The following is a 25,727-nucleotide window of genomic DNA, read 5'->3' as shown; positions in this document are numbered from 1 at the left end:
CCGCCACCGGAAAACCTGCGCCTTCGCGCGGCTCAGCCCGGCCTCTGCACAGCTCACCACCCAGCCTTCAAAACAATAACTTTACAAATATCTATATTTGTGTGAAGTGATGACGATTGAAAGGTCGATCATGACAGCTACTCGTTTCGCCACGCGCCTGAATTCCTTTGCCTCGCGACCGCAGGCCGAATGGCCTGAGCTCATCGGCAAGCCGTCGCTGCTGCAGATGGCGGCGCGCGCAGCCAAGGTCGAGGGGCTTACCGATCTCGACCTCAACTTTCCTGACCATGTCAGTGGAAAGCCCACGGAAATCGCCCTCAAACTGGGCGATCTTGGGCTTTCCATCAATGGCTTTGCCATGCGCTACTACTCCAACCCCGCCTTCAAGCTCGGCGCCTTCACCAATCCGGATCCTGCGGTGCGCCGTGAGGCCATCGACCTGACCAAAGCCGGCATCGACGCCGTGCGTGAAGCCGGCGCCAGCCTGATGACCCTGTGGCTCGGCCAGGATGGCTTCGACTACGCTTTCCAGGCCGACTACGCGACGCTTTGGCAACACGAAATTGATGGAATTCGTGAAGTTGCGGCACATGACCCCGACTGTCAGATCAGCCTTGAATACAAACCGAACGAACCACGCTCCTACAGCCTGATGCCGGATGCGGCGACGACCTTGCTGGCGATCCGCGATGTCGGCCTGCCCAATCTGGGCGTCACCCTCGATTTCGCTCATGTGCTCTATGCCGACGAACAGCCGGCCTTCGCCGCCGCCTTGGTGGCGCGTCACAGCAAGCTGCTCGGCGTGCACCTGAACGACGGCTACGCCAAGCGCGACGACGGCCTGATGGTCGGCGCGGTGCACACGCTGCAGACCATCGAGCTGCTCAGGCAGACCCGCCGCGACGGTTACGCCGGCGCCATCTATTTCGACACGTTCCCCGACATGACCGGACTCGATCCGGTGCGCGAGTGCGAAGTCAACATCGCCACCGTCAAGCGCATGCTGCGCGTCGTCGACCGGCTGGAGCAGGACAATCGCCTGTCCGCCGCCATGGACAGCCAGGATGCGGTGACGTCGCAGGCCATCGTCCAGGAAATCATGCTCGGGCCGGATAGCTGAGGCATCCGGGCCATCACCGTTTTCAACAAGGCCAGATCTTTTAACAAGGGAGGAATACAATGAAACTTCTGCTTGCCACTGCTACCGCCGCACTGATGGCGCTGTCGATCGGCTCTGCCTTTTCGGCCGACCTCGCGCCGCTCAATTCCGACACGGAAAAGGACCGCATCGACTGGTCGCAGGTCGAGGCCAAGTTCGGCGCGTTCCCCAAGCTGCCCGAGGGCACCAAGGCCGGCGCCGTCTCCAAGACGCTGACCAATGAATACTGGCGTTCGCTTGGCGAGGGCTACAAGGCGTTCGGCGACAAAGTCGGCGTGCCCGTCGTCTATCAGGCAGCGCAGAGCGAGGGCGACCAGCTCGGCCAGCTCACCATTGCCGAAGGTTTGGTGACGCAGGGCTACAACGTGCTGCTCGTCTCGCCGCAGACGGATGCCAATCTGCAGCCGATCATGGAGCAGGCCAAGGCCGCCAACGTGCCAGTGGTCAACGTCAATGACGCCGTTATCCCGCAGGCCGAGCATTATGTCGGCAATGTCCAACGCGACAATGGCGTGCGCGTCGCCAAATGGTTCATCAAAAACCGTCCGAATGGCGGCAAGGTCGCCATCGTCGAAGGCCAGGCTGGCGTCTATGCCGCCGTGCAGCGCACCGACGGCTTCAAGTCGACCATCATCGAGGAAGGCAAGTTCGAGGTTGTCGCCAGCGTTCCCGGCAACTGGGACCGCCAGACCTCCTATGACGCGGCCACCAACATCCTGCAGCAGCACCCCGACCTGATCGGCTTCTATGCCAACAATGACGGCATGGCGCTCGGCATCGTCGAGGCAGTCAAGGCCGCCGGCCTGCAGGACAAGGTTGCGGTCTTCGGTACCGACGGCATTTCCGATGCCTATGCCTCCATACGGGCCGGCGAACTGACCGGCACGGTCGACAGCTTCCCGGTGCTGACCGGCGAAGTGGCGTTGGAAACAGCTCTGCGTCTCGTCGCGGGACAGAAGCTGCCGCGCGTCGTCGCCACGCCCCAGGCGCTGATCACCAAGGACAATGCCGATCGCTATTCCGGCGCCGGCGCGCGCAAGGCACTGCTCGAGGACGCGGCTGCGGGCCAGTAAGCCAATCGGCGGATGCCGGTCAGAGCAATTCGCTTCTGTCCGGCACCGTTGCCCGGAGATAGACCCCCCGGAGATCGAACCCAATGTCACCCCGGCTGCAATTCCAGGGCATTTCCAAGCTGTTTCCGGCCGTGCGGGCGCTTGACGGCGTGTCGTTCTCGGTCGGTGCCGGTGAAATCCACGGCCTTCTCGGCGAAAACGGCGCCGGCAAGTCGACGCTGCTGCGCATCCTTTCTGGCGTCTACAGGCCGACAGCGGGAAGCGTCCTCATCGACGGCAAGCCGGTTACACTCGCCAACCCGGTCGCCGCACGCGCTGCGGGCGTCGCCATGATCCATCAGGAATTGCAGCAGGTACCGCGTCTCAGCGTCGCCCAGAACATGTTCCTCGGCCATCCGCTGACGCGCGGCGGCATCTTCGTCGCCCGGCGCGAGCAGGAGCGCCGTGCTGCGGAGGCTCTTGCGGCCATCGATCCCTCCATCGATCCAGCCGCACCCCTTGGTACCCTGAAGGTGGCGCAGCGGCAGATTGTCGAGATCGCCCGCGCGCTGCTCGATCGCGCCCGCATCGTCGCCATGGACGAGCCGACATCGAGCCTGACGCCGAGCGAATTCGAACGGCTGGCGCAAGTCATCACCGGCCTCGCCCGCGACGGCGTCGCTGTCGTCTATGTCTCGCACAAGCTGGACGAGGTGTTCGGCATCTGCCGGCGCGCCACCATCATGCGCGATGGCGTCGTCGTCGATTCCGTCGATCTGAACGACCTGTCGGAGAAAGCGGTCGTGGCGATGATGGTCGGCCGCGAACTGGCGCAGGAACACCATAATTCCCATGCCACGAACAAGGTGACGCTGAGCGCGCGTGGCCTCTCCTCGGCGACGAAGGTGCGCAACGTGTCGTTCGATCTGCATCGCGGCGAGGTGCTGGGCATTGCCGGCCTGGTCGGTTCCGGCCGCACTGAACTGCTGCGGCTCTTGGCCGGCGCCGATCGCGCCACGGCCGGGACGATTGCAATCGATGGCAAAGCGGCGCGGTTCTCCAGCCCGCGTGACGCCATTGCCGCCGGCATTGGCCTGGTGCCGGAGGAGCGCAAACGCGAAGGCATCGTGCCGCTGCGCTCGATCAGCAGCAACATGGCGCTGGCCTCCATGGGCGTGTTCGCGCCGCGCGGCGTCATCGATCACGCCAGGCTGAAACGAGTGGCCGTCGACAAGATGGGGCGTGTCAACCTGCGGCCGTTTCTGCTCGACCGGCCGATCCGCCTGTTCAGCGGCGGCAACCAGCAGAAGGCGATCATCGGCCGCTGGCTGGCCGCGGGAACACGCATCCTCTTGTTCGACGAGCCGACGCGCGGCATCGATGTCGGCGCCAAGGCGGAAATATATCATCTGATCGAGGAACTCGCCGCCGAGGGTCATGCCGTGATCGTCGTCTCCTCCGAGCTTCCCGAGGTGATCCGGCTCGCCGACCGCGTGCTGGTGATGCGCGACGGCTCGATCGCGGCCGAACTCCACAGGGACGATATCAGCGAACAGGCGATCGCGGCGCACGCCATCCCGCAAACGCAAACGCCGGCCGCGCAATCGGCAAGGCAGTAGGTGACGGATATGTCGGATACCACTCTGGTGCGGCCACGGGCCGAATTCCTGCGCGGGATTTCCATGCGCGACGCCGGCACGCTGATCGGTCTCGTCGTGATCCTGGCCGTGTTCGGCGCGATGGTGCCCGGCTTCTTTGCCGAGCGCAACCTGATCAACATCCTGCAGCAGTCGAGCATCAATGCCTGTCTGGCGCTGGGCATGACGCTGGTCATCATCTCCGGCGGCATCGACCTGTCGGTCGGGCCGACGGCAGCACTCTCGGCCGTCATCTCGGCCTCGATGATGGTCGCCGGCGTGCCGTTTCCGCTGGCCATCGCCGCCGGCTTCGCCATCGGCCTTGCCTGCGGCCTCGTCAACGGCGTGCTCGTCGCCTATGTCGGCCTGCAGCCCTTCATCGTCACGCTGGGAACGCTCAGCACCTATCGGGCGCTGGCGCTGATCTACACCGGCGGCAATCCGGTCCTCGGCCTTCCGCCAGGCTTTCGCGCCATCTTCAACGGCTCGCTGTTCGGGCTGCCGCTGGCGGTCGTCATAGTCGCCGGCGTGGCTGTCGTCGCCTGGGTCGTTTTGAAGAAGACGCCCTTCGGCGAATATCTGCTTGCCGTCGGCGGCAACGAGGAGGCGGCCTACATCGCCGGCGTTCCGATCGCCCGCACCAAGATCGCCGCCTACATGATCTCCGGCCTGCTGGCAGCACTGGCCGCGCAGATCCTGATCGGCCGGCTCGGCGCCGCCGAGCCCATCCTCGGCAATCTCTGGGAGCTCGACGCCATCGCGGCTGCCGCCATCGGCGGCGCCTCGCTGATGGGCGGCAAGGGCAGCGTCGTCGGCACCATCCTGGGCGCCGTCATCCTCGGCGCCATGCGCAACGGTTTGACGCTGATGAACGTCCAGTCCTTCTATCAGCTTCTGGCAACTGGTCTTATAATCCTCGCCGCGATGCTTATCGATCGCGTGACGAGGGGGCGTGGATGACCTTGAGCGGGCTGGACCTGAAAGCGGTAGGACCGCGCATCCGCATGATGATGCCGCATCTCACTCCCTTGGAGGCGAAGGTGGTGGAAACCGTCTTCGGCCGGCGCGGCTTCGACGAGAGCATTCCGCTGAAGCAGATCGCCGAGGAATCCGGCGTGTCCGAGGCGATGGTGGTCAAAATCGCCAAGAAGCTCGGCTTCTCCGGCTATCGCGACTTTCGCACCGCCGTCTATGAGTACAGCCGCCTGCCGACCGCCGAGATGCACCAGGAACTGTCATCCGACGACAGTTCGGCCGAGATCGTGCAAAAAGTGTTCCGCACCTCCATCCAGGCGCTGGAGGAGACGCTGGCGATCCTCGACATCGAGGATTTCGACCGCGCCGCCGAACTCCTCTTCCGGGCCAAGAACCGGGATTTCTATGGCGTCGGCGGCTCGGCGCAGATCGCGCGCGACGTTTCGCACAAGTTTCTGCGCATCGGCATCCGCGCGTCGGTTTATGACGATTCGCACATGATGCTGATGTCGGCCTCGCTGCTTGGCTCAAACGACATCGCCGTCGGCTTCTCGCATTCGGGCAACACGTCGGCCGTTATCGACGCCATCCAGCTGGCCCGCAAGAACGGTGCCCGCACGCTGGCCATCACGAATTACGACAATTCGCCGCTGGCGACGGTCGCCGACATCGTGCTGTGCTCGACCGCGCAGGGTTCACCGCTGATGGGCGAGAACGCGGCAGCGCGCATTGCCCAGCTCAACATCCTCGACGCGCTGTTCGTGGCGGTGGCGCAGCGCGACTACCAGGCGGCGGAGCGCAATCTCGGCCGCACCATGTCGGCGGTGACATCGAAACGAAAAGACCGGGGCTCATGACGACAACGCCGCTGGTCACCGTCTTCGGCAGCCTGCATTACGACATCATGGTCGACGCACCCGACCGCCCGCGCAAGGGCGAGACGGTGACCGGCCATGCCTGGCAGCCGAAATGCGGCGGCAAGGGCGGCAACCAGGCTGTCTCGGCGGCGCGGGCCGGCGTGCGCGCGGCGATGATCGGCGCCGTCGGCGACGATGATTTCGGGCGGGCGTTGCTGGCCAATCTCGATCGCGCCGGGATCGACCGCCGCTTCGTGCGGGTGGCCGCTGGCGCCGGCTCGGGCATGAGCGTGGCGATCTTCGACGCAGGCGGCGACTATGGCGCGGTGATCGTCTCGAGCAGCAATCTGACGCTGGGCGATGCTGACATTGCCTCGGCTTCCGATGTGATGGCACAAACGGCGGTGCTCTTGTTGCAGAACGAAGTGCCGGAAGCAGCCAACATTGCCGCAGCACGCGCGGTCAAAGCACAGGGCGGCCGCGTCGTGCTCAACGCGGCCCCGGCGCGCAAACTCTCCGACAGGTTGATCGCGCTGGTCGACATATTGGTGGTCAACGCCATCGAGGCGGAGTTCCTGGCCGGCATGGCCGTGGTCGAGACGCTCAACGGGGCCGCGCAAGCGGCGCGGCGGCTGGCCGATCTCTATCCGGCGGCGATCGTCACGGCAGGAGGTGAGGGCGTCGCCTGTTGCGACCGGACCGGCGAAGCCTTCGTGCTGCCGGCCATCCCGGTCAAGGTCGCCAGCACGCATGGCGCCGGCGATGAATTCGTCGGTGCGCTGGCCGCGGGGCTTGCGCGTGGAGAGGGCATGAAGGCCGCCGTCACCACCGCCAACGCGGCCTCGGCCTTGCTGGTCTCGACACCCGAGGCCGAGCGCGACAGCATCTGATGGCCTGATTCCGTCTTGCCAAACCGCAGTCGCGGCCGCCTATCCTTGCGGCTTGGCGCGAATTCCGCTAAGGCGCGCCTTTGTCGCCGGGGAACACAGACTTGGACGATCAACGCGCCGATGTCGCCATCATCATGGGCAGCCAGTCCGACTGGGCGACGATGCGCCATGCAGCCGAAACGCTGGAGGCACTGGGCATTCCGCACAAGCGGCTGATCATCTCCGCGCATCGCACACCGGACCGGCTCTATGATTTCGCCAAGGGCGCCAAGGCGGCCGGCTACAAGGTGATCATCGCCGGCGCCGGCGGTGCCGCGCATCTGCCCGGCATGACGGCGGCGATGACGCCGCTGCCGGTGTTCGGCGTGCCGGTGGAATCGAAGGCGCTGTCCGGGCAGGATTCGCTGCTGTCCATTGTCCAGATGCCGGCCGGCATTCCCGTGGGCACGCTGGCCATCGGCAAGGCCGGCGCCGCCAACGCAGCCCTTCTGGCCGCCGCCGTGCTGGCCCTGAACGATAACGAACTTGCCGTCCGCCTCGATGGCTGGCGCGCCGCGCAGACCGCCAAGGTCGCGGCCGAACCGACGGATACGCCGTGAGCCTGCCCGCCGGATCGACGATCGGCATCATTGGCGGCGGCCAGCTCGGTCGCATGCTGGCGATGGCCGCCGCCCGCCTCGGCTACCGCACCGTGGTGCTGGAGCCGCAAGCGGATTGCCCGGCGGCACAGGTCGCCAACCGGCAGATAACAGCCGCCTATGACGAGCCGGCCGCCCTTGCCGAACTGGCAGTGGTCAGTTCGGTCATCACCTACGAATTCGAGAACGTTCCGGTCGGGGCCGCCAGCGCGCTGGCCGCCAAGGTTCCGGTCTATCCACCGGCACGGGCGTTGGAAGTGGCTCAAGACCGGGTGAGCGAAAAAACATTCCTCAATGGCATCAGCATTGCCACCGCGGATTTCCATGCCGTCGACAATGATGACGAGCTGACGGCGGCGCTGAAAGCATTCGACGGCAGCGGCATCCTGAAGACGCGCCGCATGGGCTATGACGGCAAGGGCCAACGCGTCTTCCGCAACATGGAAACCGGAGGGTTTGCAGGTACCTGCGAGGCGATGGGCAATGTGCCGCTGATCCTGGAATCCTTCGTGCCGTTCGAGCGCGAGATTTCGGTGATTGCCGCGCGCGGGCTGGACGGCGCGGTCGTCGCCTACGATCCGGCCGAGAATGTGCATCGCAACGGCATTCTCCACACATCGACCTTGCCGGCCGGCATAAGGCCCGAAACAGCGCAAGCCGCCCGAACGGCCGCATCGAAGATCCTGTCGGCGCTGAATTATGTCGGTGTCATCGGCGTCGAGTTCTTCGTGCTTGCCGACGGCTCGCTGCTGGCCAACGAGATCGCGCCGCGCGTGCACAATTCCGGCCATTGGACGGAAGCCGCCTGTATCGTTTCGCAGTTCGAGCAGCATATCCGCGCCATCGCAGGCCTGCCGCTCGGCGGCCCGGACCGCCACTCCGACTGCGTGATGGAGAACCTGATCGGCGACGATGTGCTGCGCGTTCCGGCCCTGCTCACTGAGCCCGATCTGATGCTGCATCTCTACGGCAAGGCCGAAGCACGTCCCGGCCGCAAGATGGGCCATTTCACCCGGATTAAAGCAATTCCAGGAAAAGTGTGAAGCGGTTTTCCCGGGTAAGCCGCATAGCGCTTTCCCTGGGGAATTGCGTCAGACAACAAAGAGATAGAGCCGTCGCGCCTCATAAGGTTGCCTACTGCACGTCATCGCTCTCGTCCTCGCCTGGATTGGCACAACCCACATCGCCTTCCTCGCAATTGGCTGCGGCAGCAAGCTGCTTGACGCGATCATTGGTCAATCTGGTCAGGCATTGCGAAACTTCCATCGAATGGATCGATCCACCTTCGCTGGCGGCGGTGGAATGCGCGCACTCGGCATCGCGAAAGGTGATCCAGGCGCGTTGCGCCACTTGTAACAATCTCTTGCCGTCGGCATCATCCGAGCTGGTGAGGTCCTGATAGGCCTTGTTGAGCCTGGCGTCGGCCGCCTGATAGTCTTCGCCGGCACAGATGTTCATCATCTGCTGGCTGTCGTCGGAGCGGTCGCATTCCTGCGCGCGAGCAACCGAAGCTGCCGCCAGGAGGGCAAGGCAGGCGGACAGGAACATTCGGCGCATGGTTTTCTCCAAATCACTTCACGGCGACCGCATCATCCCAGCCGGCCCAGGGCCGCGCAATGCCGCAAGGCCGACATGGCTGATAATTGATGACAGGGATGATTCACAGCCGCTATGGAGCACGCTTGCGGTTGACAGGGACAAGGCTCCTCGTTTATGAGCCACCCACAGTTCAAAGGCGCGTCTTCTGGCGCGCCTTAAAATTTCGACCCAACCGGGTCCACACCGACAGGCAAGACCATGAAGATCAAGAATTCGCTCAAGGCGCTGAAGGCGCGTCACCGCGACAACCAGTTGGTTCGCCGCAAGGGCCGCGTCTACATCATCAACAAGACCGCCCCGCGCTACAAGGCACGCCAGGGCTGAGTTTTCGGGCAGGAGGCTGTTGCCTCCGCCCATTTGATGCTTGTTGCCGCCTGCCGGCATTTTCACGCCAAATTCAGTTTGACGTTCCGCCGCCCGGGACTAGAGTCCGGCGATGCGGATTCTTTTTGCATTTTTGACATCTCTGCTTGTTTCCGGCGTCATTTATGACCCGGCATGGGCGGATGATGCTGTCGCGCCGCCGACCACTCAGGACGCGCCGCCCGCCGCAACGACGAAACAAGCCCGCCTCGACCAGTTGTTCAGCGATCTGAAACGCGAGCGCAACGAAAAGGCTGCCGAGCGCATCGCCGGCAGCATCTGGAGCGAGTGGTCGCAATCCGGCAGCGCCTCGATCGACCTGATGATGCAATGGTCGCAAAAAGCCGTCGAGGGCCAGAAGTTCGACGTCGCGCTCGATTTCCTCGACCAGGTGGTGACTTTGCAGCCGACTTACGCCGAAGGCTGGAACCGGCGTGCCACCGTCCATTTCATGATGAAGAACTACGGCAAGTCGATGTCCGACATCGACCATACGCTGCAGCTCGAGCCGCGCCATTTCGGTGCGCTGTCCGGACTGGCGCAGATCATGGCGCTGACCGGCCACAAGCAATCGGCGCTCGAGGCCTGGCAGAAGGTGCTGGCCATCTATCCGATGATGCGCAGCGCTCAGGACCAGGTCGGCACGATTTCGGAAGAGCTTGCCGGTGAAGGCATTTGATTACTCCAGGGGAGTAAGGCGGTAGGGGCAGATTGTACCTGCGGAACACTCCCCTCCTCCCCTACAACTTATCCCCTCCACCTCCGTATCTCCCCCATGAACCTGATCTACGCCGCCCTTGCCTTCCTGATGGCGCTTGTTTTCGGCTTTGTCGGCGTCACCCGCGTCGGCTCATGGCTGATCGAGCGCCGCAATCCGCCGATCGGCGAGTTCGCCGACATCGACGGCGCCCGCATCCACTATGTCCATGTTCCGGCACCCGCCAATGCCGAGCTGCCGCCGATCGTCTTCATCCACGGCGCCAGCGCCAACCTCAAGGACCAGATGCTGCCGCTGCGTCCCTTGCTCGAAGGCCGCGCCGAAATGCTGTTCTTCGACCGGCCAGGCCACGGCTGGTCGGGTCGCGGCGCCAACAACGAGAACCCGTTGGCGCAGGCCAACACCATTGCCGCGCTGATGGACCATCTCGGCATCAGGAAGGCTGTCATCGTCGGCCATTCCTTCGGCGGCGTGGTGACATCGGCCTTTGGCCGCGAGCATCCAGACAAGACACTTGGACTGGTCTTCCTCGCACCGGCGACCCACCCATGGCCGGGCGGCGCAACCGCCTGGTACTACGATCTGACCACCATGCCGGTGCTCGGCCGGCTGTTTTCCGAGACGCTGACCTATCCGGCCGGTACACTGCAGATGGCCGACGCCACCACCTGCGTTTTCTCGCCCAACAAGGTGCCGGACAATTATATCAGAATGGCCTCTATCCCGCTGGTGCTGCGACCAACAGCCTTTCGTGCCAACGCCACCGATGTCGCCGGGCTCTATCGCTATGCCCTCGGCGCCGCACCGCGCTACAACGAGATCAAGGCGCCAACCGTGGTCATTTCAGGCGATCGCGACAAGGTGGTCTACGCACATATCCATTCGGTCGGCCTAGCGCGCGACATTGCCGGCGCCGAACTCGTCTGGGTGCACAATCTCGGTCACAAGCCAGACTGGATCGCGCCCGACCTGACCGTCGGCGCCATCGAGAAGGTCGCCGGCAAGAGTATAGACCTGCAGGCGATGGCAACGGCAGTGGAGGCGCGCATCGCCGGCGACGCCTACGGCGCCGGCAGATGCGCCGATATCAAGCTGCCGCAGGCCGAACTCGCGCCGACCTAGAGTTTCACCGTTTCACGGAAACGGCGAGCTGCTCTAACTCTTTGTTTAGACGCAATTCTAGACGGAAAACCGCTTCACACTTTTCCTAGAACTGCTCTAAAGCGGGTCGCCTGAATCCGTTCAGAGGCGACACGCTTTTGGAATCTAGCGGCTGACTTGTGTGTCCGAGCCGATATAGGCGATGCGCAGCATGTTGGTCGAACCCGGTGTCCGCAGCGGTACGCCCGCAGTGATGATGACGCGGTCGCCCGGCTTGCCGAAGCCTTCGTCGAAGGCGATGCGGCAGGCGCGATTGACCATGTCGTCGAGGTCGACGGCGTCGGGTGAGACGACGCAATGCGTGCCCCACAAAAGCGACAGCCGCCGCGCCGTGTTGAGGATCGGCGACAGCGCGATGATCGGCACTTGCGGCCGCTCGCGGGCGGCGCGCAGGCCTGTGGTGCCTGATGCGGTGTAGGTGATGATCGCCGACAGCTTCAGCGTTTCGGCGATCTCGCGCGCGGCCAGCGAAATGGCGTCGGCACCGGTCGCTTCCGGCTCGGAGCGCTGCGCGTTGATGATGCCGGCATAGGTCGGATCGGTTTCGACCTTGGTGGCGATACGGTTCATCATTGCCACGGCCTCGACGGGATAGGCACCCGCCGCCGATTCCGCCGACAGCATGATGGCATCGGCACCTTCGAAGACGGCGATCGAAACATCCGAGACCTCGGCGCGGGTCGGCACCGGTGCCGTGATCATCGATTCCAGCATCTGCGTTGCAACCACCACCGGCTTGCCGGCGCGGCGTGCGGCGCGCGTGATCTGCTTCTGGATGCCGGGCACCGCCTCGAGCGGCATCTCGACGCCGAGATCGCCGCGGGCGACCATCAGCGCGTCGGACAGTTCGATGATTTCGGCCAGCCGGGCGACAGCCTGCGGCTTCTCGATCTTGGCCATGATCAGCGCCCGGCCGCGGGCGATCTTGCGCGCTTCGGCCAGATCCTCCGGCCGTTGCACGAAAGACAGCGCCACCCAGTCGACGCCTGTGGCCAGCACGGCATCGAGATCCTTGCGGTCCTTCTCGGTCAGCGCGCCGACCGGCAGGTCGGTGTCGGGCAGGCTGACGCCTTTCTTGTCGGAAATCGTGGTGCCGGCGACGACGGTGCAGACGATCGACTTGCCGTCGCTCTTCACCGCCTTCAACTCGAGCTTGCCATCGTCGATCAGCAGGCGATGGCCGGCTTCGACCGAGCTCAGGATTTCCGGGTGCGGCAGATAGACCCTGGTCGAGGTGCCGGGCTCGGGATTGTCGTCGAGGGTGAAGGTCTGGCCTTGCGTCAGCACTTCCTTGCCGTTGGCGAACTTGCCGACGCGGAGCTTTGGCCCTTGCAGATCGGCGAGGATGCCGATCGGCCGGCCAACGGCTTCCTCGACAGCGCGGATGCGTCCGACCAGCGTGCGCATCAGTTCATGGTCGGTATGGCTCATGTTGATGCGGAACACATCGGCGCCCGCTTCGAACAGTTTCTTCAGCATCTCCTCCGAGGAGGAGGCCGGACCGATGGTGGCTAGGATCTTGACCTTGCGGCTACGTCTCATTGACTGTTTGTTCCCGGGGCGGCTGGAGCGCCTCCCGTTGTGGACTCATCGGTCAGCTGGACCATCCAGCTTGCCTGTTCGCCCGTGTCATATTCCTGGAATCCGGCGCGCTGGAAGCCCCGGGCGACGCAGTCGGTTACGCCTGCGATCTTGAACTCTTTTTCAGCCACGCACATGTTGATCGGGCCGTCCCAGCGTCCACCGCGTTCGGCGTCTTCTGCATAAAGATAGTAAAACCTTGATGACAGCGGCCCTTCGATCAGCGTCTTGCAGCTCGATCCCTCGATGTGCCACCAGCCTTCGGTGATCCACCCGGCCTTGGCGCGATAGCCGATGCCGACGCCGACCAGGTTCTGCGTGGCGTTGCAGACGCGGAAATCGGCGCGCGCCGGCGAAGCCACGACCATCGCCGACAGGCCGATCGCAAGAGTGAGGAGCGGCATGGCAAAGGCAGAGCGCATGCGCTGCCCGCCGGCGGAACTCATCCGAAAACCCCTCAAAAACCACATCAGCATCTCTCTGCGCCCCTTTTCGGAAAAGTCCGGGCGCATGTCAACGCACCGTTTTGTCCAATTCCAATCGATTTAGAAAGGCTCCGGCGCACAACTCGCCGACTTGTGCCAGATTTCCCGGGAAACCTTGGCCAAACAACGGCATTGCGCAAGCGTCGTCTTCGTGGAATGACGATAGCACCCTCCCCGGAAGCCAGCGAACAGACCATTCCCCGCCAATGACCCGATCCACAGTTTTCGCGCCTTTCGACATCATCGAGGGCGACCGCAGGCGAGGCATCGTGCTGTTGGGCGATCACGCCCGTCGCGACCTGCCCGACGACTACGGCAGCCTCGGCCTGCCCTCAGCCGAGTTCGACCGCCACATCGCCTATGACATCGGCGTCGAGGCGGTGACGCGCGAACTGGCTGCCCTGCTCGGCGTGCCGGCGGTGCTCGCCAATTTTTCGCGGTTGCTGATCGATCCCAATCGCGGCGAAGACGACCCGACGCTCATTCGCCAGCTTTATGACGGCACCGTCGTACCTGGGAACTACCCCATCGCTGCCGAGGAGCGCGAGAGGCGGCTCGACAGGTTCTACCGGCCCTATCACGACGCCGTCGGCGCCATGATCGCCTCGGTCGCACAGGCTTCCGCCCAGGCGCCCTTCATCTTCTCGGTGCATTCCTTCACTCCTGCCATGCAAGGAATCCAGCGTCCTTGGCACGTCGGCATCCTGTGGGACCTCGACGACCGCGTGGCGCGGCCGCTGATCGACATGCTGGCGGAGGACAAGAACCTCGTCGTCGGCGACAACGAACCTTATGACGGCGCACTGCGCGGCGACACCATGTACAAGCACGCCATCATTAACGGCTTCGCCCATGCGCTGATCGAGATCCGACAGGATCTGATATCGGACCAGAAGGGCGCGCTCGCCTGGGCCGAACGGCTGGCGCCGATCGTTGACGCCATCGACCGCCGTCCCGATATACATGTGGTGAAGATGTTCGGCTCGCGCACCGGGCCGCTATGACGGAGGTTTCGATGACCGAACTCAGCAACGAGCAGCAACGCGATTTCGAGGCGGCCGCCTTCCGCCGGCTGGTCGAACATCTGCGCGAGCGCAACGATGTGCAGAACATCGACCTCATGAACCTCGCCGGCTTCTGCCGCAACTGCCTGTCGAACTGGTATCGGGAGGCAGCCAATGCCGAGGGCGTCGATCTCACCAAGGATCAGTCGCGCGAGATCGTCTACGGCATGCCTTATGCGCAATGGCAGGCGCTCAACCAGACCGAGGCCTCCGACGCCAAGAAGGCCGAATTCGAGGCAAGGCGCCCCAAGGACCATTAAGGCCGCCCCAGCGATCGCTCGAGGCTATGGCTCAAAAATGGCTCCCGAAAGAGCCTTGACTGAAAATTGAATCGATCTAATTTGCCGCGCGAAGCCATTTTCAGCGGGATTCGCCTCATGAACGCGTCAACTGCCAAGCTGACTGCCATTCGCGGACGATGGGCGCTCGCGGCCATTTTCCTCGCCAACGGCTTCCTGACGGGCAGCTGGGCGCCGCAGATTCCGGTGTTCCTGACCCGGCTGGAGATTTCGAAGTTCACGCTCGGCCTGCTGATTCTCTTATTCGGGGTCGGCGCCGTCGTCGCGATGACCTGGTGCGGCCATTTGATCTCGAGACATGGTTCGCGCACCGTGCTGCGCTGGTTCGCCCTGTGCGGCAGCCTCGGTCTCATGGTCGTGGCGCTGGCGCCCAACGTACCGCTGGCGGCCGCGGCCATGATCATCTTCGGCGGCTCGATCGGTGGCATGGACGTTGCCATGAATGCCAATGCCGTGGTGGTCGAACGGCGGCTCTCCCGCGCCGTCATGTCGTCCTCGCACGGCTTCTGGAGTCTCGGCGGTTTCGCCGGCGGCGGCCTCGGCGGCTTTGCCATCCAGCACTACGGCCACCTCGCCCACGCGGCGGCGGTAACGGCGTTTGCCTTCGCGGTGATCGCGGTGGCCGTTCGCCATCTCCTCACCGAAGACAGCCCGCAGGCGGCCGAGCACCACAAATTCGCACTGCCGGCAAACCCGCTGGTTTATCTGGTCGGACTGATGGCGCTGCTGGCGATGATCTCCGAAGGAGCGGTGCTCGACTGGGCCGCCCTGTATCTGCGCCAGGAGCTCGGCGCCGATCTCGCCGTTGCCGGCCTCGCCTACGCCGGATTTTCGGGCGTCATGGCGGTCACGCGGTTCTTCGGCGACGGCATACGCAATCGCTTCGGCGCGGTGACGACGCTGCGCGTGTCGGCCCTCGTAGCCGCGGTCGGCATGCTGGTGGCTGGCCTGGCGCCCTCGCCCTGGCTCGCCATTGCAGCCTTTGCCTTTTGCGGCTTCGGCATCGCCAATATGGTGCCGATCATCTTTTCGGCCGGCGGCAACCAGGAAGGCATGTCTTCTGGCACCGGCATGAGCGTGGTCACCACTATCGGATACTGCGGCATACTGGTGGCGCCGTCGGCGATCGGCTTCGTTGCCGAGCATTCCAGCTTCGGCCCGATCTTCATCACCATGTCGGGACTGCTGATCATCGTGTTGCTGATGGCCGGGCTCGCTCACCGCGCCGAATTCGCGCCGGCACCCGCCGAATAGCGTTTCAGCTCCTCATGGAGGAAATCCACTACACGGCGGATGCGCACGCTGGTACGCACGTCGCGATGCATCGCCAGCCACACCGGCAGAACTGGCAGCGGTAGGTCAGGCAGCACCTTCTCCATCAAAGGATCCCTGTCGGCCAGCGGCTCCTGGCCGAGGCCAATGCCGTTTCCGGCCCGCACCGCTTCCCACAAAACGATCTGGTTGTCGGCCCTGAAGCGGAAGCTGCCCCGGGTGACGGGGATGCCATGCTGGGTAAAGCCCCTGATGATCTCGTCGCCGCGGTCGAAGCCGACCAGATCGTGGCCGACAAGATCGGCGGGCTTCAGCGGACGGCCGCGCCTGTCGAGATAGGATTTGGCGGCGCAGGCGCAGAGCTCGATATCGCAGACCTTGCGTGCCATCAGCTCGTTCTGCGCCGGCTTGACCATGCGGATGGCGATATCGGCATCTCGACGCAGCAGGTTCTCGACCTGGTTGGAAGCAACGATCTCGACCTCGATGCCGGGCTCCTCGATCCCCAGCCGCATCGTCATCTCAGGCAGGACATAGGCCGCCACGACCTCGCTGGCAGCGATGCGCACCGTGCCTTCGATGGCCTCGACAGAGCCCAGCGCCAGGAGTGAGAAGGCGCTTGCCTGCTCGCTGACCGCCTTGCCGCGTTCGAACAGCGTGCTGCCGGCCTCCGTCAGTTCGTAGCCGTGCCGTCCTCGACGGAACAGCGTGACGCCCAGCGCCTGTTCCAACTCGCCGATGTGACGGCCAAGCGTCGGCTGGCTGGCCGAAAGCTTTCGCGCGGCGGCCGACAGGCTGCCGGTTTCCGCCACGGTGACAAAGCTCTTGATCAGGTTCCAGTCGATTTCCGCCATTCATTTATGAATATCAGAACGCCATCCGCAGTCAATTTCCATTCGCATTCGGAGCGACCATATTCCGGCTGCAGACACCAACACGGACTGCAACCACCAACCAGGAGAACTCAGATGACCAAGATCGCTCTCACCACCGCCGCCATCCTCATTTCCGTCAGCGCCGCTTTTGCCTGCAGCGACAAGTTTGGTTCGAACGACGCCAGCCAGCCGGCTGTCACCAGCACCGACAACACGACCACCGCTGCGATCCACAACCCGGATGCGGCCATCCGGCAGCCGGTCACGCAAGGCAGCAACCGCGACCTCTTCGGCAGCCGCTGATCCCGATCGCGCTTGCCTACCGACCACGCAAATCCCAACCCAGGAGTGCTTCCAATGACCAAGATCGCAATTCTCGGTGCCAGTGGCCGGCTCGGCCGCGTGGTCGCCAAGGCCTTCATCGACGCGGGCTACGAGGTCCGCGCCGTCACCCGCAACGGCAAACTGCCAACTGAACTTGAAGGCGCTACGGCCGTTGCCGGTGACGCGCTCGACAGGGAAGCGCTGATCCACGCCACGGAAGGTGTCGACATCATCTTCAACGGCCTCAACCCGATCTACACGGAATGGGTCAAGTGCCTGCCGATCGCCGAGAATGTCATGGCCGCTTGCCATGCCAACAACGCCCTGCATCTCTTTCCCGGGACCGTATACAATTACGGATCGCCGATGCCGGAGGTGATCACGGAAGACACGCCGTTCCGCCCGACGACCGAGAAGGGGCGCATCCGCGTCGCCATGGAGGACCTGTTTCACCGCGAGGCCGAAGCGCGCCGCGTCCGCACCATCATTTTGCGGGCCGGCGACTTCTTCGGCGGCACCGGCAGCGGCTCGTGGTTCGACCTGGTCGTCGCCGCCAAGATCAACAAGGGTATCTATACGGCGCCCGGCCCGGTCGACCTCGTGCATGAATGGGCCTACCTGCCGGATCTGGCCAGGGCTTTCGTCGGACTGGCGCAGAACCTGGACAAGCTCGGCGCCTATGAAGCCTTCAACTTTCGAGGCCATCCCGTCACCGACCTGGAGATCAAGGCAGCCGCGGAGAAGGCGCTTGGACGCCCGCTCAAGATGACCTCAATGGCCTGGTGGGTGCTGCGCGCCGGTAGCCCGTTCGTGGCGATGTGGCGTGAGATCGTGTCGATGTCCTATCTGCGCTTCGAACCGCACCAACTGGCGTCGGCAAGGCTGGAAGGCTTCATCGGTGCGATCCCGCACACGCCGCTGGATCAGGCCATCACTGAAGCTCTCCGGGATATCGGCATTGCCACCGTGACCGGCGTTGCGAAAGCTGCCTGACTTCCGCGATGACGGGGGTACCCCCTACGCACACTGAAAAATCTCCGCCGAGAGCGCGCCTCAGATCCGTCCCATCAACAGCAACACCATGAGCACCACCAGCACCACGCCGACAATACCCGACGGCCCATAACCCCAGGAGCGCGAATGCGGCCACGCCGGCACCGCGCCGATGAGGATAAGGATCAGGACGATGATGATGATGGTGGTGATCGGCATGAGAACCCCGCAGTTCGACGTTTCGTCCGAGAACAATGCAAAAGGCCGCCCGGTTGTTCCGGGCGGCCTTTTGCGGTCAAATCGGCATTGGTCTATTCGGCGGCTTTCGGAAAGGCGACATCCGGCTCGGCTCCGGTATCCTGCCCCTGCGCATCGGTCGAGGAAATCTCGCCCTTGCCACCCCGAAACAGCCGGCTGAACCAGCCGCGCCGTGCGCCCGGCTTGACCTTGGCGCGGGTGAACACGATCAGCATCGACGGCGTCACCACCAGCGTCAGCACCGTGGCGAAGGACAGGCCGAAGACGATCGCCGAGGACAGCGAAATCCACCATTGCGTCGACGGCGCGTTGATCGTCGTCTCGTGATGGAAGATTTCGAGGCCGAGGCCGAAGGCGATCGGCAGCACGCCGAGAATGGCCGACACCGCCGTCAGCACGACCGGGCGGGCACGCTCACGGCAGGTCTGCAGTACCGCCTCGACCTTGTCCCAGCCTTCTTCACGCAGCCGGTCATAGGTGTCGATCAGCACGATGTTGTTGTTCACCACCACGCCGGCCAGAGCGATGACGCCGATGCCCGACATGACGATGCCGAACGTCTCGCCTGTTATCAGCAGCCCGAGGAACACGCCGATCGTCGCCATGACCACGCAGGACAGCACCAGCCAGACGCTGGTGAACTTGTTGAACTGCGCCAAAAGCACCAGGAAGATCAGGAAGATCGCCGCCCCAAAAGCCTTGCTGAGGAAGGCGCTGGCTTCGGCGCTGTCCTCGTTCGAGCCGGCCAGCTTCCAGCGGATGCCGCTGCCGAGATCCATATCGGAGACAGCCTTGGTGACCTGCTCCTGCACAGCCGCGACCTGGGCGCCGGCGGCGACGTTGGCCTGGACGACCACCGTACGCGCGCCGTCGATGCGGTTGAGGATGCCGACCGTCGGCTCGGGCTTGCGCACGACGAAGTTCGAGATCGGCACCGAGCCTTGTGAGGTCTGCACCCTGAGTTCGTCGAGCGTCGACAGCGTGCGTCGGTCCTCGGGCAGGCGCAGTCTTATGTCGACGGCGTCGTCGGCTCCGGCAGGCCGGTATTCCGAGAGCTTCAGCCCGTTGGTCACCAGTTGCACCACCGTGCCGACCGAGGTTGGGCTGATGCCGTACTGCGCCGCCTTGGCACGGTCGACCTCGAGCGCCCAGTCGACACCGGGTGGCGGCAGGCCGTCGGAAATATCGATGACGCCGGGCACCTTGCCGATGCGCGCCGCGACCTCACGGGCCTTGTCGTCGAGCCCCTTGGGATCCACGGCAGAAAGCCTGATCTGGATCGGCTTGCCGGTCGGCGGACCGGCTTCCGGCACGCGCACCTCAACATCGACGCCGGGAATACCAGCCATGACACCGCGCAGATCGTCCAGGATATGGTTCGCCGACTTGCGCTCGCGCCAGTCGATGAATTCGTACTGGATGACGCCGACGACGTCTTCGGGAACATCCTGGCCGCCGCCTTGCGTCTTGCCGACGCGGGTGTAGACCGACTTCACACCCGGCCAGCCGAGCAGCCTGTCTTCCGCGATCTTGGTCGCGGTATCCATTTCGGTCAGCGAAAGATTGCCGCGCGCATGCACGTAGAGCAGGCCGTAATCCGGCTCAACATTCGGGAAGAACTCGACGCCGGCGCCGTATTTCGAATAGGCAAAGCCGACGCCGAACAAGAGCGCGACGGTCAGCACCAGCACGGTGATGGGGAAGCGCACCGCCTGCTTGACGATCGCCATGTACCAGCCGTCGCGATTGTCATCCTCATGATGCGGCGGCGCCTTGGCGAAGATCGCACCCAGCGTCGGCGCGAAGACAAGCGCATAGAGCATCGAGGCCGACAGCGTGACGATCAGCGTGATCGGCATGTACTTCATGAAGTCGCCGATGATGCCCGGCCAGAACAGCAGCGGCGAGAAGGCGGCGATGCGCGTCATCGTCGCGGCGATGACCGGGCCGGCCATGCGCTTGGCGGCGAGCGCGAAGGCTTCCTCCTTCGGCATGCCTTCGCTCATCCGCCGTTCGGCGAACTCGGTGACGATGATGGCGTCGTCGACCAGCATGCCGACGGCCAGGATCAGGCTGAACAGCACGATCATGTTGATCGTGTAGCCCATCATCGCCAGCAGCAGGATGCCGATCAGGAAGGACGACGGAATCGCAAGCCCGATGAGCAGCGAGGCGCGGCCGGACAGCGCGTAGAGGATGACGATGAACACCAGGATGACGGCGATCATCACATGGTTCTGCAGATCGCCGAGCAACTGGTTGACGAAGACCGACTTGTCCTGAGTGTAGGTGACGTTCATGCCCTCGGGCATGGACTTGACGAACTCGTCGGACACCGTCCGCACCTTGGCAATGGTGTCGATCAGGTTGGAGCCGATGCGCTTCTTGACTTCGATGGCAATGGCCGGCTTGCCGTTGAGGCGGGTCACCGTCTCGGCATCCTTGAAGGTCGAACGGATCGTCGCGATGTCCTTGGCCTGCACCACGGCATTGGGGCCGGCGACCACCGGAAGTGCGGCGACATCCTCCGGCGTTTCGATCAGCGACGGCACCTTGACGGCGTATTTGCCCTCCGAGCCTTCGATGTTGCCGGCGGCGACCAGGCTGTTGGAGTTACCGACCGCACCGATCAATTGATCGAGTTGCAGCCCATAGGAAGACAGCTTCATCGGATCGATGACGACCTCGACGAGATCGTCGCGCGCACCCTGCAGAGAGCCTTCGAGAACGCCGGGAACCTCCTCGATACGGTCGCGCAGTTCGCGCGCGGCGGCGGTCAGCACGCGTTCGGGCAGATTTCCCGAGAGCGTGACGACGAGCACGGGAAATTCGGAAATGTTGACTTCGGTGACGACAGGTTCTTCCGCCGCCTGCGGCAGGTCGGCCTTGGCGTCCTGCACCTTGCTGCGCGTGTCCTGCAGCGCGGTGGCCAGATTGGTCTGCGGCTGGAACTCGACCAGCACGTAGCCGCCGCCCTGGAAGGCGGCCGAACGCATCTCCTTGAGGCCCTTCAGGCTTTTCAGCTTGCTTTCCATCGGCCGCAGCAGAAGCCGCTCCGAATCCTCGGGCGAAATGCCCTGATAGATCAGGCTGACATACATCATCGGAATCGGAACGTCGGGCTCCGCTTCCTTCGGCGTCGACTGGTATGCGACCGCGCCGGCAAGGATGAGGAACACCAGCACCGAGATGGTCAGGCGGGCATTGTTGATTGCGAGTCTGACGATATCCATGGCTAACGCCTGTTTCTTGAATCTTCAGGGGCTGCGTCGCAGCCGATTGTCCCCACCCAGGGAGAGCGCGTCGCGATCTGCGCTACGCTACTGGGTGCCGGCGGTCGCCTCGCCGATCAGCTTCTTGATGGTCGCCTGGTCGGCCTCGACCGGGTTGACCAGATCGCCTTCCTTCACCAGTTCCTGGCCGGCAACGATGATGCGGGCGTCGGCCGGTATGCCGCCGAGGACGAGGCCGGTCGGCGTGTCGTCGACGAGGTCGATGGGGAAGAACGCCACCTTGTTGTCCTTGCCGACGGCGCGGATGCCGAGGTCGCCCTTGTCGCCGAGCGTCACAACCGAGCGCGGCAGCAGCACCGCGTCGGTCGGCTGTGCGTTGAGCGCGATTTCCGCCGTCATGCCGGCCGGCACGGAGCCGTCGGCATTGGGGACGGCAACCTCGACGCGGAAGGTGCGGGTCGCCGACGAGGCGTCGCGGCTGATGTAGCGCACGGTGCCTTCGACCGTCTGGCCGCTGACCAGCCGTATGGTGGCCTTGTCGCCGAGCTTGAGATAGCCGAGATCGCGCTCGCTGACTTCGCCGCGGGCAATCACCGGATCGAGCTTGAGGATGGTCGCCACCTCGCCGCCCTGCATGATGGAACTGCCAAGTTCCACCGGCACCCGGTCGATGACGCCGTCGAAAGGCGCCTTCACCTCATTGCGGTCGAGTTCGGCCTGTGCCGTTTCCAGCAGCGACTGCGCCGAGGTCAGGTTCGAGCGCGCGGTGTCGAGCTGCAGCTTCGGCAGATTGCCGGTCTTCATCAGCCGCAAGGCTGCGTCCAGCTCGGCCTGGCGCTGCACCACCAACTGCCTGGCGTTGTCGACCATCGAGATCTTCTCTTCCGCCGCAAGCATCAGCACCAGATCGCCGGTCTTGACGTGATCGCCTTGCTTGACAGGCAGCTTGTCGATGACACCGGCGACGCGCGTCGCCAGCACCGCCCGCTTGTCGGCTTCGGTCAGCCCGGAAATGCGGATGGCGCGTGCATAGGTCTTGCGTGGCGGCGTCACCACCGCGACGGTGCGCAGCGGTGCCTTCGGCTCGGCTTCCGCCGTCTTCGGCTTGCTCGCGTCCGGCGCCTTGGCCTGTTCGGCTTCGGCTGCCTTGGCTTTGTTGGCGGCTACGCTGCCGACCGACGAAAACTCGCCTGTCGCCATCCACGCCGCGAAACCAATGAGCACAACAACGGCTGCAAGCTTGTGAAACCTGATTCTCATCGTCGTTTTTTCCACTGCGGGTTCGGCCAGCGTCCTCATAACGCGGGCGCGTCGCCGATATGGGTGCGCGCCGGGCCGTGTTCAATTTGCCGTGATCGGCGAAGCGCGCTTCTACATCAAAGCTGCACCGCAATATAGTCCGAAAGTTGCAAGATCATTGCGCCACCGGGCAAGATGCGCCCGCCGCAGCCCAGTTTTCGATCGCTTGATAGGTCGCTTCGGCAGAGCCCGGAGCCGGTTCACGACCCGGCCCCGGCGCCCAGCCCCAGGCGACCAATCTGTCGTCGCGAACATGCAGCGCGATATCCTTCAGGCTGCGGTTGCCGTTGCGCAGGGGATCCTTGATCTGGGCGCAGATTTCGGCTGAGGATTTGCCGAACCAAGCCATCTCGGCCGGCGCCAGGTGCCAGTTCTCGGCCCCGGGCGGCCCGTGCAATGCCTTGGAATTGCTGGAAAAATGGCAGGTCGTGCAGCGCAGGCCCGGATTGCCGAAGCCCGACCCGTCAGCACCGCGCTGGACATTGAAGGCGTGAACGCGAGTACCGCCATAATGCGCCCCCGACCATCGCGGCCGATCGTCCGCGACATGACAGTCGGCGCAGCGCGGATGCGAGAACACCGCATAGATCTTGTCCCATTCGGACAGGCCTTTCGCCGCGTCGACGGTCGCCGGCGCCGGTGTCTGGCTCTCTTGCGCGATCGCGAACGGCGCTGCGAGCACGAGCATGGCAGCAGGCGTCAGCATGATGAGGAGCTTCTTCATGCGAAGGCCACCGTTTTCGACAGCGGCAGCGTGCGGATGCGCTTCCCGGTGAGCGCAAAGATGGCATTGGCAAGCGCGGGCGCCGCCGGCGGCGTGCCGATCTCGCCGACGCCGCCCATCCTGTGGAAATTCTCCAGTATGGCGACTTCGAACACAGGGCACTGGAAAATGCGCATGGCGTCGTAGTCGTGAAAATTCGACTGCTCGACCATGCCGTCGGCGAAGGTGATTTCCTGACCCATCGCCGCCGACAGGCCGTAGATGGCGGCCGAAATCAGCTGCGCCTCGATGATGCCGGGATCGAGCGCGGTGCCGACATCGGCGGCGATCCACATCTTTTCGATGCGGATGCCGGCAGGCGTATCCGCCACCTGCACGATCTCGCCGACCCAGCTGCCGAACGCCAGCGTGAACGCCATGCCCTTGGCCTTGCCGGCGGGCAGCGCTTCGCCCCACTTCGCCATTTCGGCGACCTTCTCGACAACCTTCACCGCTGCCGGGTGGTCGGCCATCAACGTCTTGCGCAACTCGACCGGATCGATTTTTCCAGCGACCGCGATTTCGTCCATGAAGCCTTCATGGAAAAAGCCGTTGATCGAGGCGCCTACCGATCGCCAGAAGCCGGCGGGAATCGAGACAGGCGCGGCAATGCCGCTCACCCTGTAGTTCGGAATGGTGTAGGGCTGGTCGAAGGCGCCGTCGACGATGGTCTTGTCGGGACCGATCGGCGATATCGAGGGGAATAGCCGGCGCAGCACCCCCGCCATGATCGAGGCCGAGGCCAGCTTCATGTCGAGGGCGACCGGCAGGCCGTCGTCGCCAAGCCGCGCCTGGAATTTGCCCACGGCAGCCGGGCGATAGGCGTCGTGCCGCGTGTCTTCCTCTCGGGTCCAGGTCACCTTGATCGGACGCCCGCCCGTTTCCTTGGCCATCTGCGCCGCATAGAGCGCGTAGTCCATCTCGATGCGCCGGCCGAAACCGCCGCCAAGGAAGGTGGTGTGCACCGTGATCTTGTCCTGCTCGATGCCAAGCTGATTGGCGCAAAGCTGGCGCAAGATGGTCGGCGCCTGATTGCCGCACCAGATGTCGAGGACACCGTCCTTGAGCTGTGCCGTGGCGTTCATCGGCTCCATCGTCGTATGCGCCAGATAGGGCACCGCATAGTCGGCCTCGATGATCCTCTCGCGCGGCGCATCGGCGAAGGCGGTATCGACATTGCCATCGTCGCGCGTGGCCGAAGCCTTTTCGCCGAGTGCCTGTTTCAGCACGCCGTCGATGGCGGCGCTATCAAGCGGATAATCGGGATCGGCCCATTTGGCCTCGATCGCCTCCGCTGCCTTGAACGCCGCCCAGGTGTTTTGCGCGATGATGCCGAAGCCGTAGCCATAATTGGTCTCGATGGGCACGATTTTGACCACGCCCGGCATCTTCTCCGCCTTGGAGAGATCGGCTGAAACCGGCTTCGACCAGAAACGCGGGCTCATTTTCACCGTGCCGTAGAGCATGTCCGGCAGCCTGACATCGATGCCGAAGATCGGTGCGCCGGTAACCTTGGCCATCATGTCGATACGCTTTTGCGGCTTGCCGAGCAGCTTCCAGTCGGCCTTGTCCTTGAGCCGGACTTCCGATGGCGGCGCCATGGCAGCGGCGGCTGAAGCGACCTCGCCATAGGTGATTGATTTGCCCGATGCCTTGTGCAGGATCGAGCCGTTGGCGGTCTCCAGTTCGCTGGCCTGGACGCCCAGTTTTTGCGCAGCCGCGGCGATCAGCATCTGACGCGCGGCAGCGCCCGCCTGCCGCATCTTGCCGAAGCCGTCGCGCATCGAGGACGAACCGCCCGTGCCCTGCAAGGCGAGGAGTTTTCCGATCACGCCCATGCCGGCACGTACCGTCTCGGCGGTCATGCTCTCATCGAAGAAGGCGAATGGACCGCCCTCCTCCATGATGCCGGAATTATAGTAGGCATAGGAGGCCGGGCCATGCTCGACCTTTACCTGATCGAGGCCGACATCAAGCTCTTCGGCGACCATGGCGGCCAGGGTCGTCGACACACCCTGTCCCATCTCGGCGCGCGGCGCGACGATGGTGATGGTGTTGTCGGCGCCGATCTTCACATAGGGGTTGAAGGTCGCCTCGCCCTTGCCGAGATCGGCCTCGAGCGGGTTCGCGAATGGCTTGCGATAGTAATAATAGCCGACAGCGACGCCACCCGCGATGGCGGCAGCGCCGATGAGGAACGTGCGGCGGGCGATCTTTCCGATACTGGCCATG

The 25,727-nt window shown here is 64.0% G+C and carries 25 protein-coding genes; 16 read left to right on the top strand and 9 right to left on the bottom strand.

Annotated elements, in window-relative coordinates; genetic code table 11:
* Window positions 1-130 precede the first annotated feature (130 nt).
* The 8 genes from EOA16_RS23730 to EOA16_RS23695 all read left to right on the top strand — a co-directional run bounded on the left by EOA16_RS23730 (window position 131) and on the right by EOA16_RS23695 (window position 8,251).
* Complete coding sequence (locus tag EOA16_RS23730) at window positions 131-1,120, top strand: TIM barrel protein (RefSeq protein WP_127260414.1); 990 nt, start codon at window positions 131-133, stop codon at window positions 1,118-1,120.
* Window positions 1,121-1,179: 59 nt separating this feature from the next.
* Window positions 1,180-2,232, top strand: coding sequence for a substrate-binding domain-containing protein (locus EOA16_RS23725; protein ID WP_127260413.1), 1,053 nt, complete (start codon window positions 1,180-1,182; stop codon window positions 2,230-2,232).
* Between the two features lie 83 nt (window positions 2,233-2,315).
* The gene (locus EOA16_RS23720; protein ID WP_127260412.1) at window positions 2,316-3,830 is read left to right on the top strand and encodes a sugar ABC transporter ATP-binding protein; all 1,515 of its coding nucleotides are present in this window, start codon (window positions 2,316-2,318) and stop codon (window positions 3,828-3,830) included.
* A 9-nt stretch (window positions 3,831-3,839) separates the two neighbouring features.
* A complete protein-coding gene (locus EOA16_RS23715; RefSeq protein ID WP_127260411.1) occupies window positions 3,840-4,808 on the top strand; it encodes an ABC transporter permease in 969 nt (322 codons plus the stop codon).
* A complete protein-coding gene (locus tag EOA16_RS23710) occupies window positions 4,805-5,680 on the top strand; it encodes a MurR/RpiR family transcriptional regulator (protein WP_127260410.1) in 876 nt (291 codons plus the stop codon). Before EOA16_RS23715 ends, EOA16_RS23710 begins: the two co-directional genes overlap by 4 nt.
* On the top strand, window positions 5,677-6,570 hold the full coding sequence (locus EOA16_RS23705) for a ribokinase (RefSeq protein WP_127260409.1): 894 nt from the start codon (window positions 5,677-5,679) through the stop codon (window positions 6,568-6,570). Before EOA16_RS23710 ends, EOA16_RS23705 begins: the two co-directional genes overlap by 4 nt.
* A gap of 101 nt (window positions 6,571-6,671) precedes the next feature.
* Window positions 6,672-7,169, top strand: coding sequence for a 5-(carboxyamino)imidazole ribonucleotide mutase (gene purE, locus EOA16_RS23700; protein WP_127260408.1), 498 nt, complete (start codon window positions 6,672-6,674; stop codon window positions 7,167-7,169).
* Window positions 7,166-8,251, top strand: coding sequence for a 5-(carboxyamino)imidazole ribonucleotide synthase (locus tag EOA16_RS23695; protein WP_127260407.1), 1,086 nt, complete (start codon window positions 7,166-7,168; stop codon window positions 8,249-8,251). The genes purE and EOA16_RS23695 overlap by 4 nt, the downstream gene beginning before the upstream one ends.
* 91 nt (window positions 8,252-8,342) lie before the next feature.
* On the opposite strand, the gene EOA16_RS23690 is transcribed toward EOA16_RS23695, so the two are convergent.
* On the bottom strand, window positions 8,343-8,765 hold the full coding sequence (locus EOA16_RS23690; protein ID WP_127260406.1) for a lysozyme inhibitor LprI family protein: 423 nt from the start codon (window positions 8,763-8,765) through the stop codon (window positions 8,343-8,345).
* A gap of 240 nt (window positions 8,766-9,005) precedes the next feature.
* Between EOA16_RS23690 and ykgO the strand changes: the two genes are divergently transcribed.
* The 3 genes from ykgO to EOA16_RS23675 all read left to right on the top strand — a co-directional run bounded on the left by ykgO (window position 9,006) and on the right by EOA16_RS23675 (window position 11,010).
* Window positions 9,006-9,131: a type B 50S ribosomal protein L36 gene (ykgO, locus tag EOA16_RS23685; protein ID WP_006327841.1), complete on the top strand. Its 126-nt coding sequence runs from the start codon at window positions 9,006-9,008 to the stop codon at window positions 9,129-9,131.
* Between the two features lie 112 nt (window positions 9,132-9,243).
* Window positions 9,244-9,849: a hypothetical protein gene (locus tag EOA16_RS23680; RefSeq protein ID WP_127260405.1), complete on the top strand. Its 606-nt coding sequence runs from the start codon at window positions 9,244-9,246 to the stop codon at window positions 9,847-9,849.
* 96 nt (window positions 9,850-9,945) lie between these two features.
* Window positions 9,946-11,010 carry an alpha/beta hydrolase gene (locus tag EOA16_RS23675; RefSeq protein WP_127260404.1) on the top strand — a complete coding sequence of 355 codons (1,065 nt, stop codon included), beginning with the start codon at window positions 9,946-9,948 and terminating at the stop codon, window positions 11,008-11,010.
* 144 nt (window positions 11,011-11,154) lie between these two features.
* On the opposite strand, the gene pyk is transcribed toward EOA16_RS23675, so the two are convergent.
* A complete protein-coding gene (gene pyk, locus EOA16_RS23670) occupies window positions 11,155-12,591 on the bottom strand; it encodes a pyruvate kinase (protein WP_127260403.1) in 1,437 nt (478 codons plus the stop codon).
* Complete coding sequence (locus EOA16_RS23665; protein ID WP_127260459.1) at window positions 12,588-13,076, bottom strand: DUF1036 domain-containing protein; 489 nt, start codon at window positions 13,074-13,076, stop codon at window positions 12,588-12,590. Before EOA16_RS23665 ends, pyk begins: the two co-directional genes overlap by 4 nt.
* A 245-nt stretch (window positions 13,077-13,321) precedes the next feature.
* Here EOA16_RS23665 and EOA16_RS23660 point away from each other — a divergent pair, with 245 nt between their 5' ends.
* The 3 genes from EOA16_RS23660 to EOA16_RS23650 all read left to right on the top strand — a co-directional run bounded on the left by EOA16_RS23660 (window position 13,322) and on the right by EOA16_RS23650 (window position 15,732).
* Window positions 13,322-14,119, top strand: a complete 798-nt coding sequence (locus tag EOA16_RS23660) for an N-formylglutamate amidohydrolase (protein WP_127260402.1) — start codon at window positions 13,322-13,324, stop codon at window positions 14,117-14,119.
* An 11-nt stretch (window positions 14,120-14,130) separates the two neighbouring features.
* Window positions 14,131-14,439, top strand: coding sequence for a DUF1244 domain-containing protein (locus EOA16_RS23655; protein ID WP_127260401.1), 309 nt, complete (start codon window positions 14,131-14,133; stop codon window positions 14,437-14,439).
* Window positions 14,440-14,556: 117 nt separating this feature from the next.
* Window positions 14,557-15,732: an MFS transporter gene (locus tag EOA16_RS23650; protein ID WP_127260400.1), complete on the top strand. Its 1,176-nt coding sequence runs from the start codon at window positions 14,557-14,559 to the stop codon at window positions 15,730-15,732.
* On the opposite strand, the gene EOA16_RS23645 is transcribed toward EOA16_RS23650, so the two are convergent.
* Window positions 15,696-16,604 (bottom strand): LysR family transcriptional regulator, encoded by a 909-nt coding sequence (locus EOA16_RS23645; RefSeq protein WP_127260399.1) that lies wholly within the window; start codon window positions 16,602-16,604, stop codon window positions 15,696-15,698. The two genes, EOA16_RS23650 and EOA16_RS23645, sit on opposite strands and share 37 nt — an antisense overlap.
* A 114-nt stretch (window positions 16,605-16,718) precedes the next feature.
* Here EOA16_RS23645 and EOA16_RS23640 point away from each other — a divergent pair, with 114 nt between their 5' ends.
* Together EOA16_RS23640 and EOA16_RS23635 are read left to right on the top strand one after the other, a co-directional pair.
* Window positions 16,719-16,928 (top strand): DUF680 domain-containing protein, encoded by a 210-nt coding sequence (locus EOA16_RS23640; RefSeq protein WP_127260398.1) that lies wholly within the window; start codon window positions 16,719-16,721, stop codon window positions 16,926-16,928.
* 54 nt (window positions 16,929-16,982) lie between these two features.
* A complete protein-coding gene (locus tag EOA16_RS23635) occupies window positions 16,983-17,942 on the top strand; it encodes an SDR family oxidoreductase (protein ID WP_127260397.1) in 960 nt (319 codons plus the stop codon).
* A 60-nt stretch (window positions 17,943-18,002) separates the two neighbouring features.
* Here the strand turns inward: EOA16_RS23635 and EOA16_RS23630 are convergent, their stop codons facing one another.
* The 5 genes from EOA16_RS23630 to EOA16_RS23610 all read right to left on the bottom strand — a co-directional run bounded on the left by EOA16_RS23630 (window position 18,003) and on the right by EOA16_RS23610 (window position 25,726).
* Window positions 18,003-18,161, bottom strand: a complete 159-nt coding sequence (locus EOA16_RS23630; protein WP_127260396.1) for a DUF3309 family protein — start codon at window positions 18,159-18,161, stop codon at window positions 18,003-18,005.
* Between the two features lie 92 nt (window positions 18,162-18,253).
* The gene (locus EOA16_RS23625) at window positions 18,254-21,433 is read right to left on the bottom strand and encodes an efflux RND transporter permease subunit (RefSeq protein ID WP_127260395.1); all 3,180 of its coding nucleotides are present in this window, start codon (window positions 21,431-21,433) and stop codon (window positions 18,254-18,256) included.
* Window positions 21,434-21,520: 87 nt separating this feature from the next.
* Window positions 21,521-22,693, bottom strand: a complete 1,173-nt coding sequence (locus EOA16_RS23620; protein ID WP_127260394.1) for an efflux RND transporter periplasmic adaptor subunit — start codon at window positions 22,691-22,693, stop codon at window positions 21,521-21,523.
* Between the two features lie 154 nt (window positions 22,694-22,847).
* A complete protein-coding gene (locus tag EOA16_RS23615) occupies window positions 22,848-23,456 on the bottom strand; it encodes a hypothetical protein (protein ID WP_127260393.1) in 609 nt (202 codons plus the stop codon).
* Window positions 23,453-25,726: a xanthine dehydrogenase family protein molybdopterin-binding subunit gene (locus EOA16_RS23610; RefSeq protein WP_127260392.1), complete on the bottom strand. Its 2,274-nt coding sequence runs from the start codon at window positions 25,724-25,726 to the stop codon at window positions 23,453-23,455. Before EOA16_RS23610 ends, EOA16_RS23615 begins: the two co-directional genes overlap by 4 nt.
* Window position 25,727 lies beyond the last annotated feature (1 nt).

The organism is Mesorhizobium sp. M7A.F.Ca.US.008.03.1.1 (genome assembly GCF_003997495.1).
Classification (GTDB): Bacteria; Pseudomonadota; Alphaproteobacteria; order Rhizobiales; family Rhizobiaceae; genus Mesorhizobium.
This window is presented reverse-complemented; position numbering and strand designations above follow the sequence as displayed.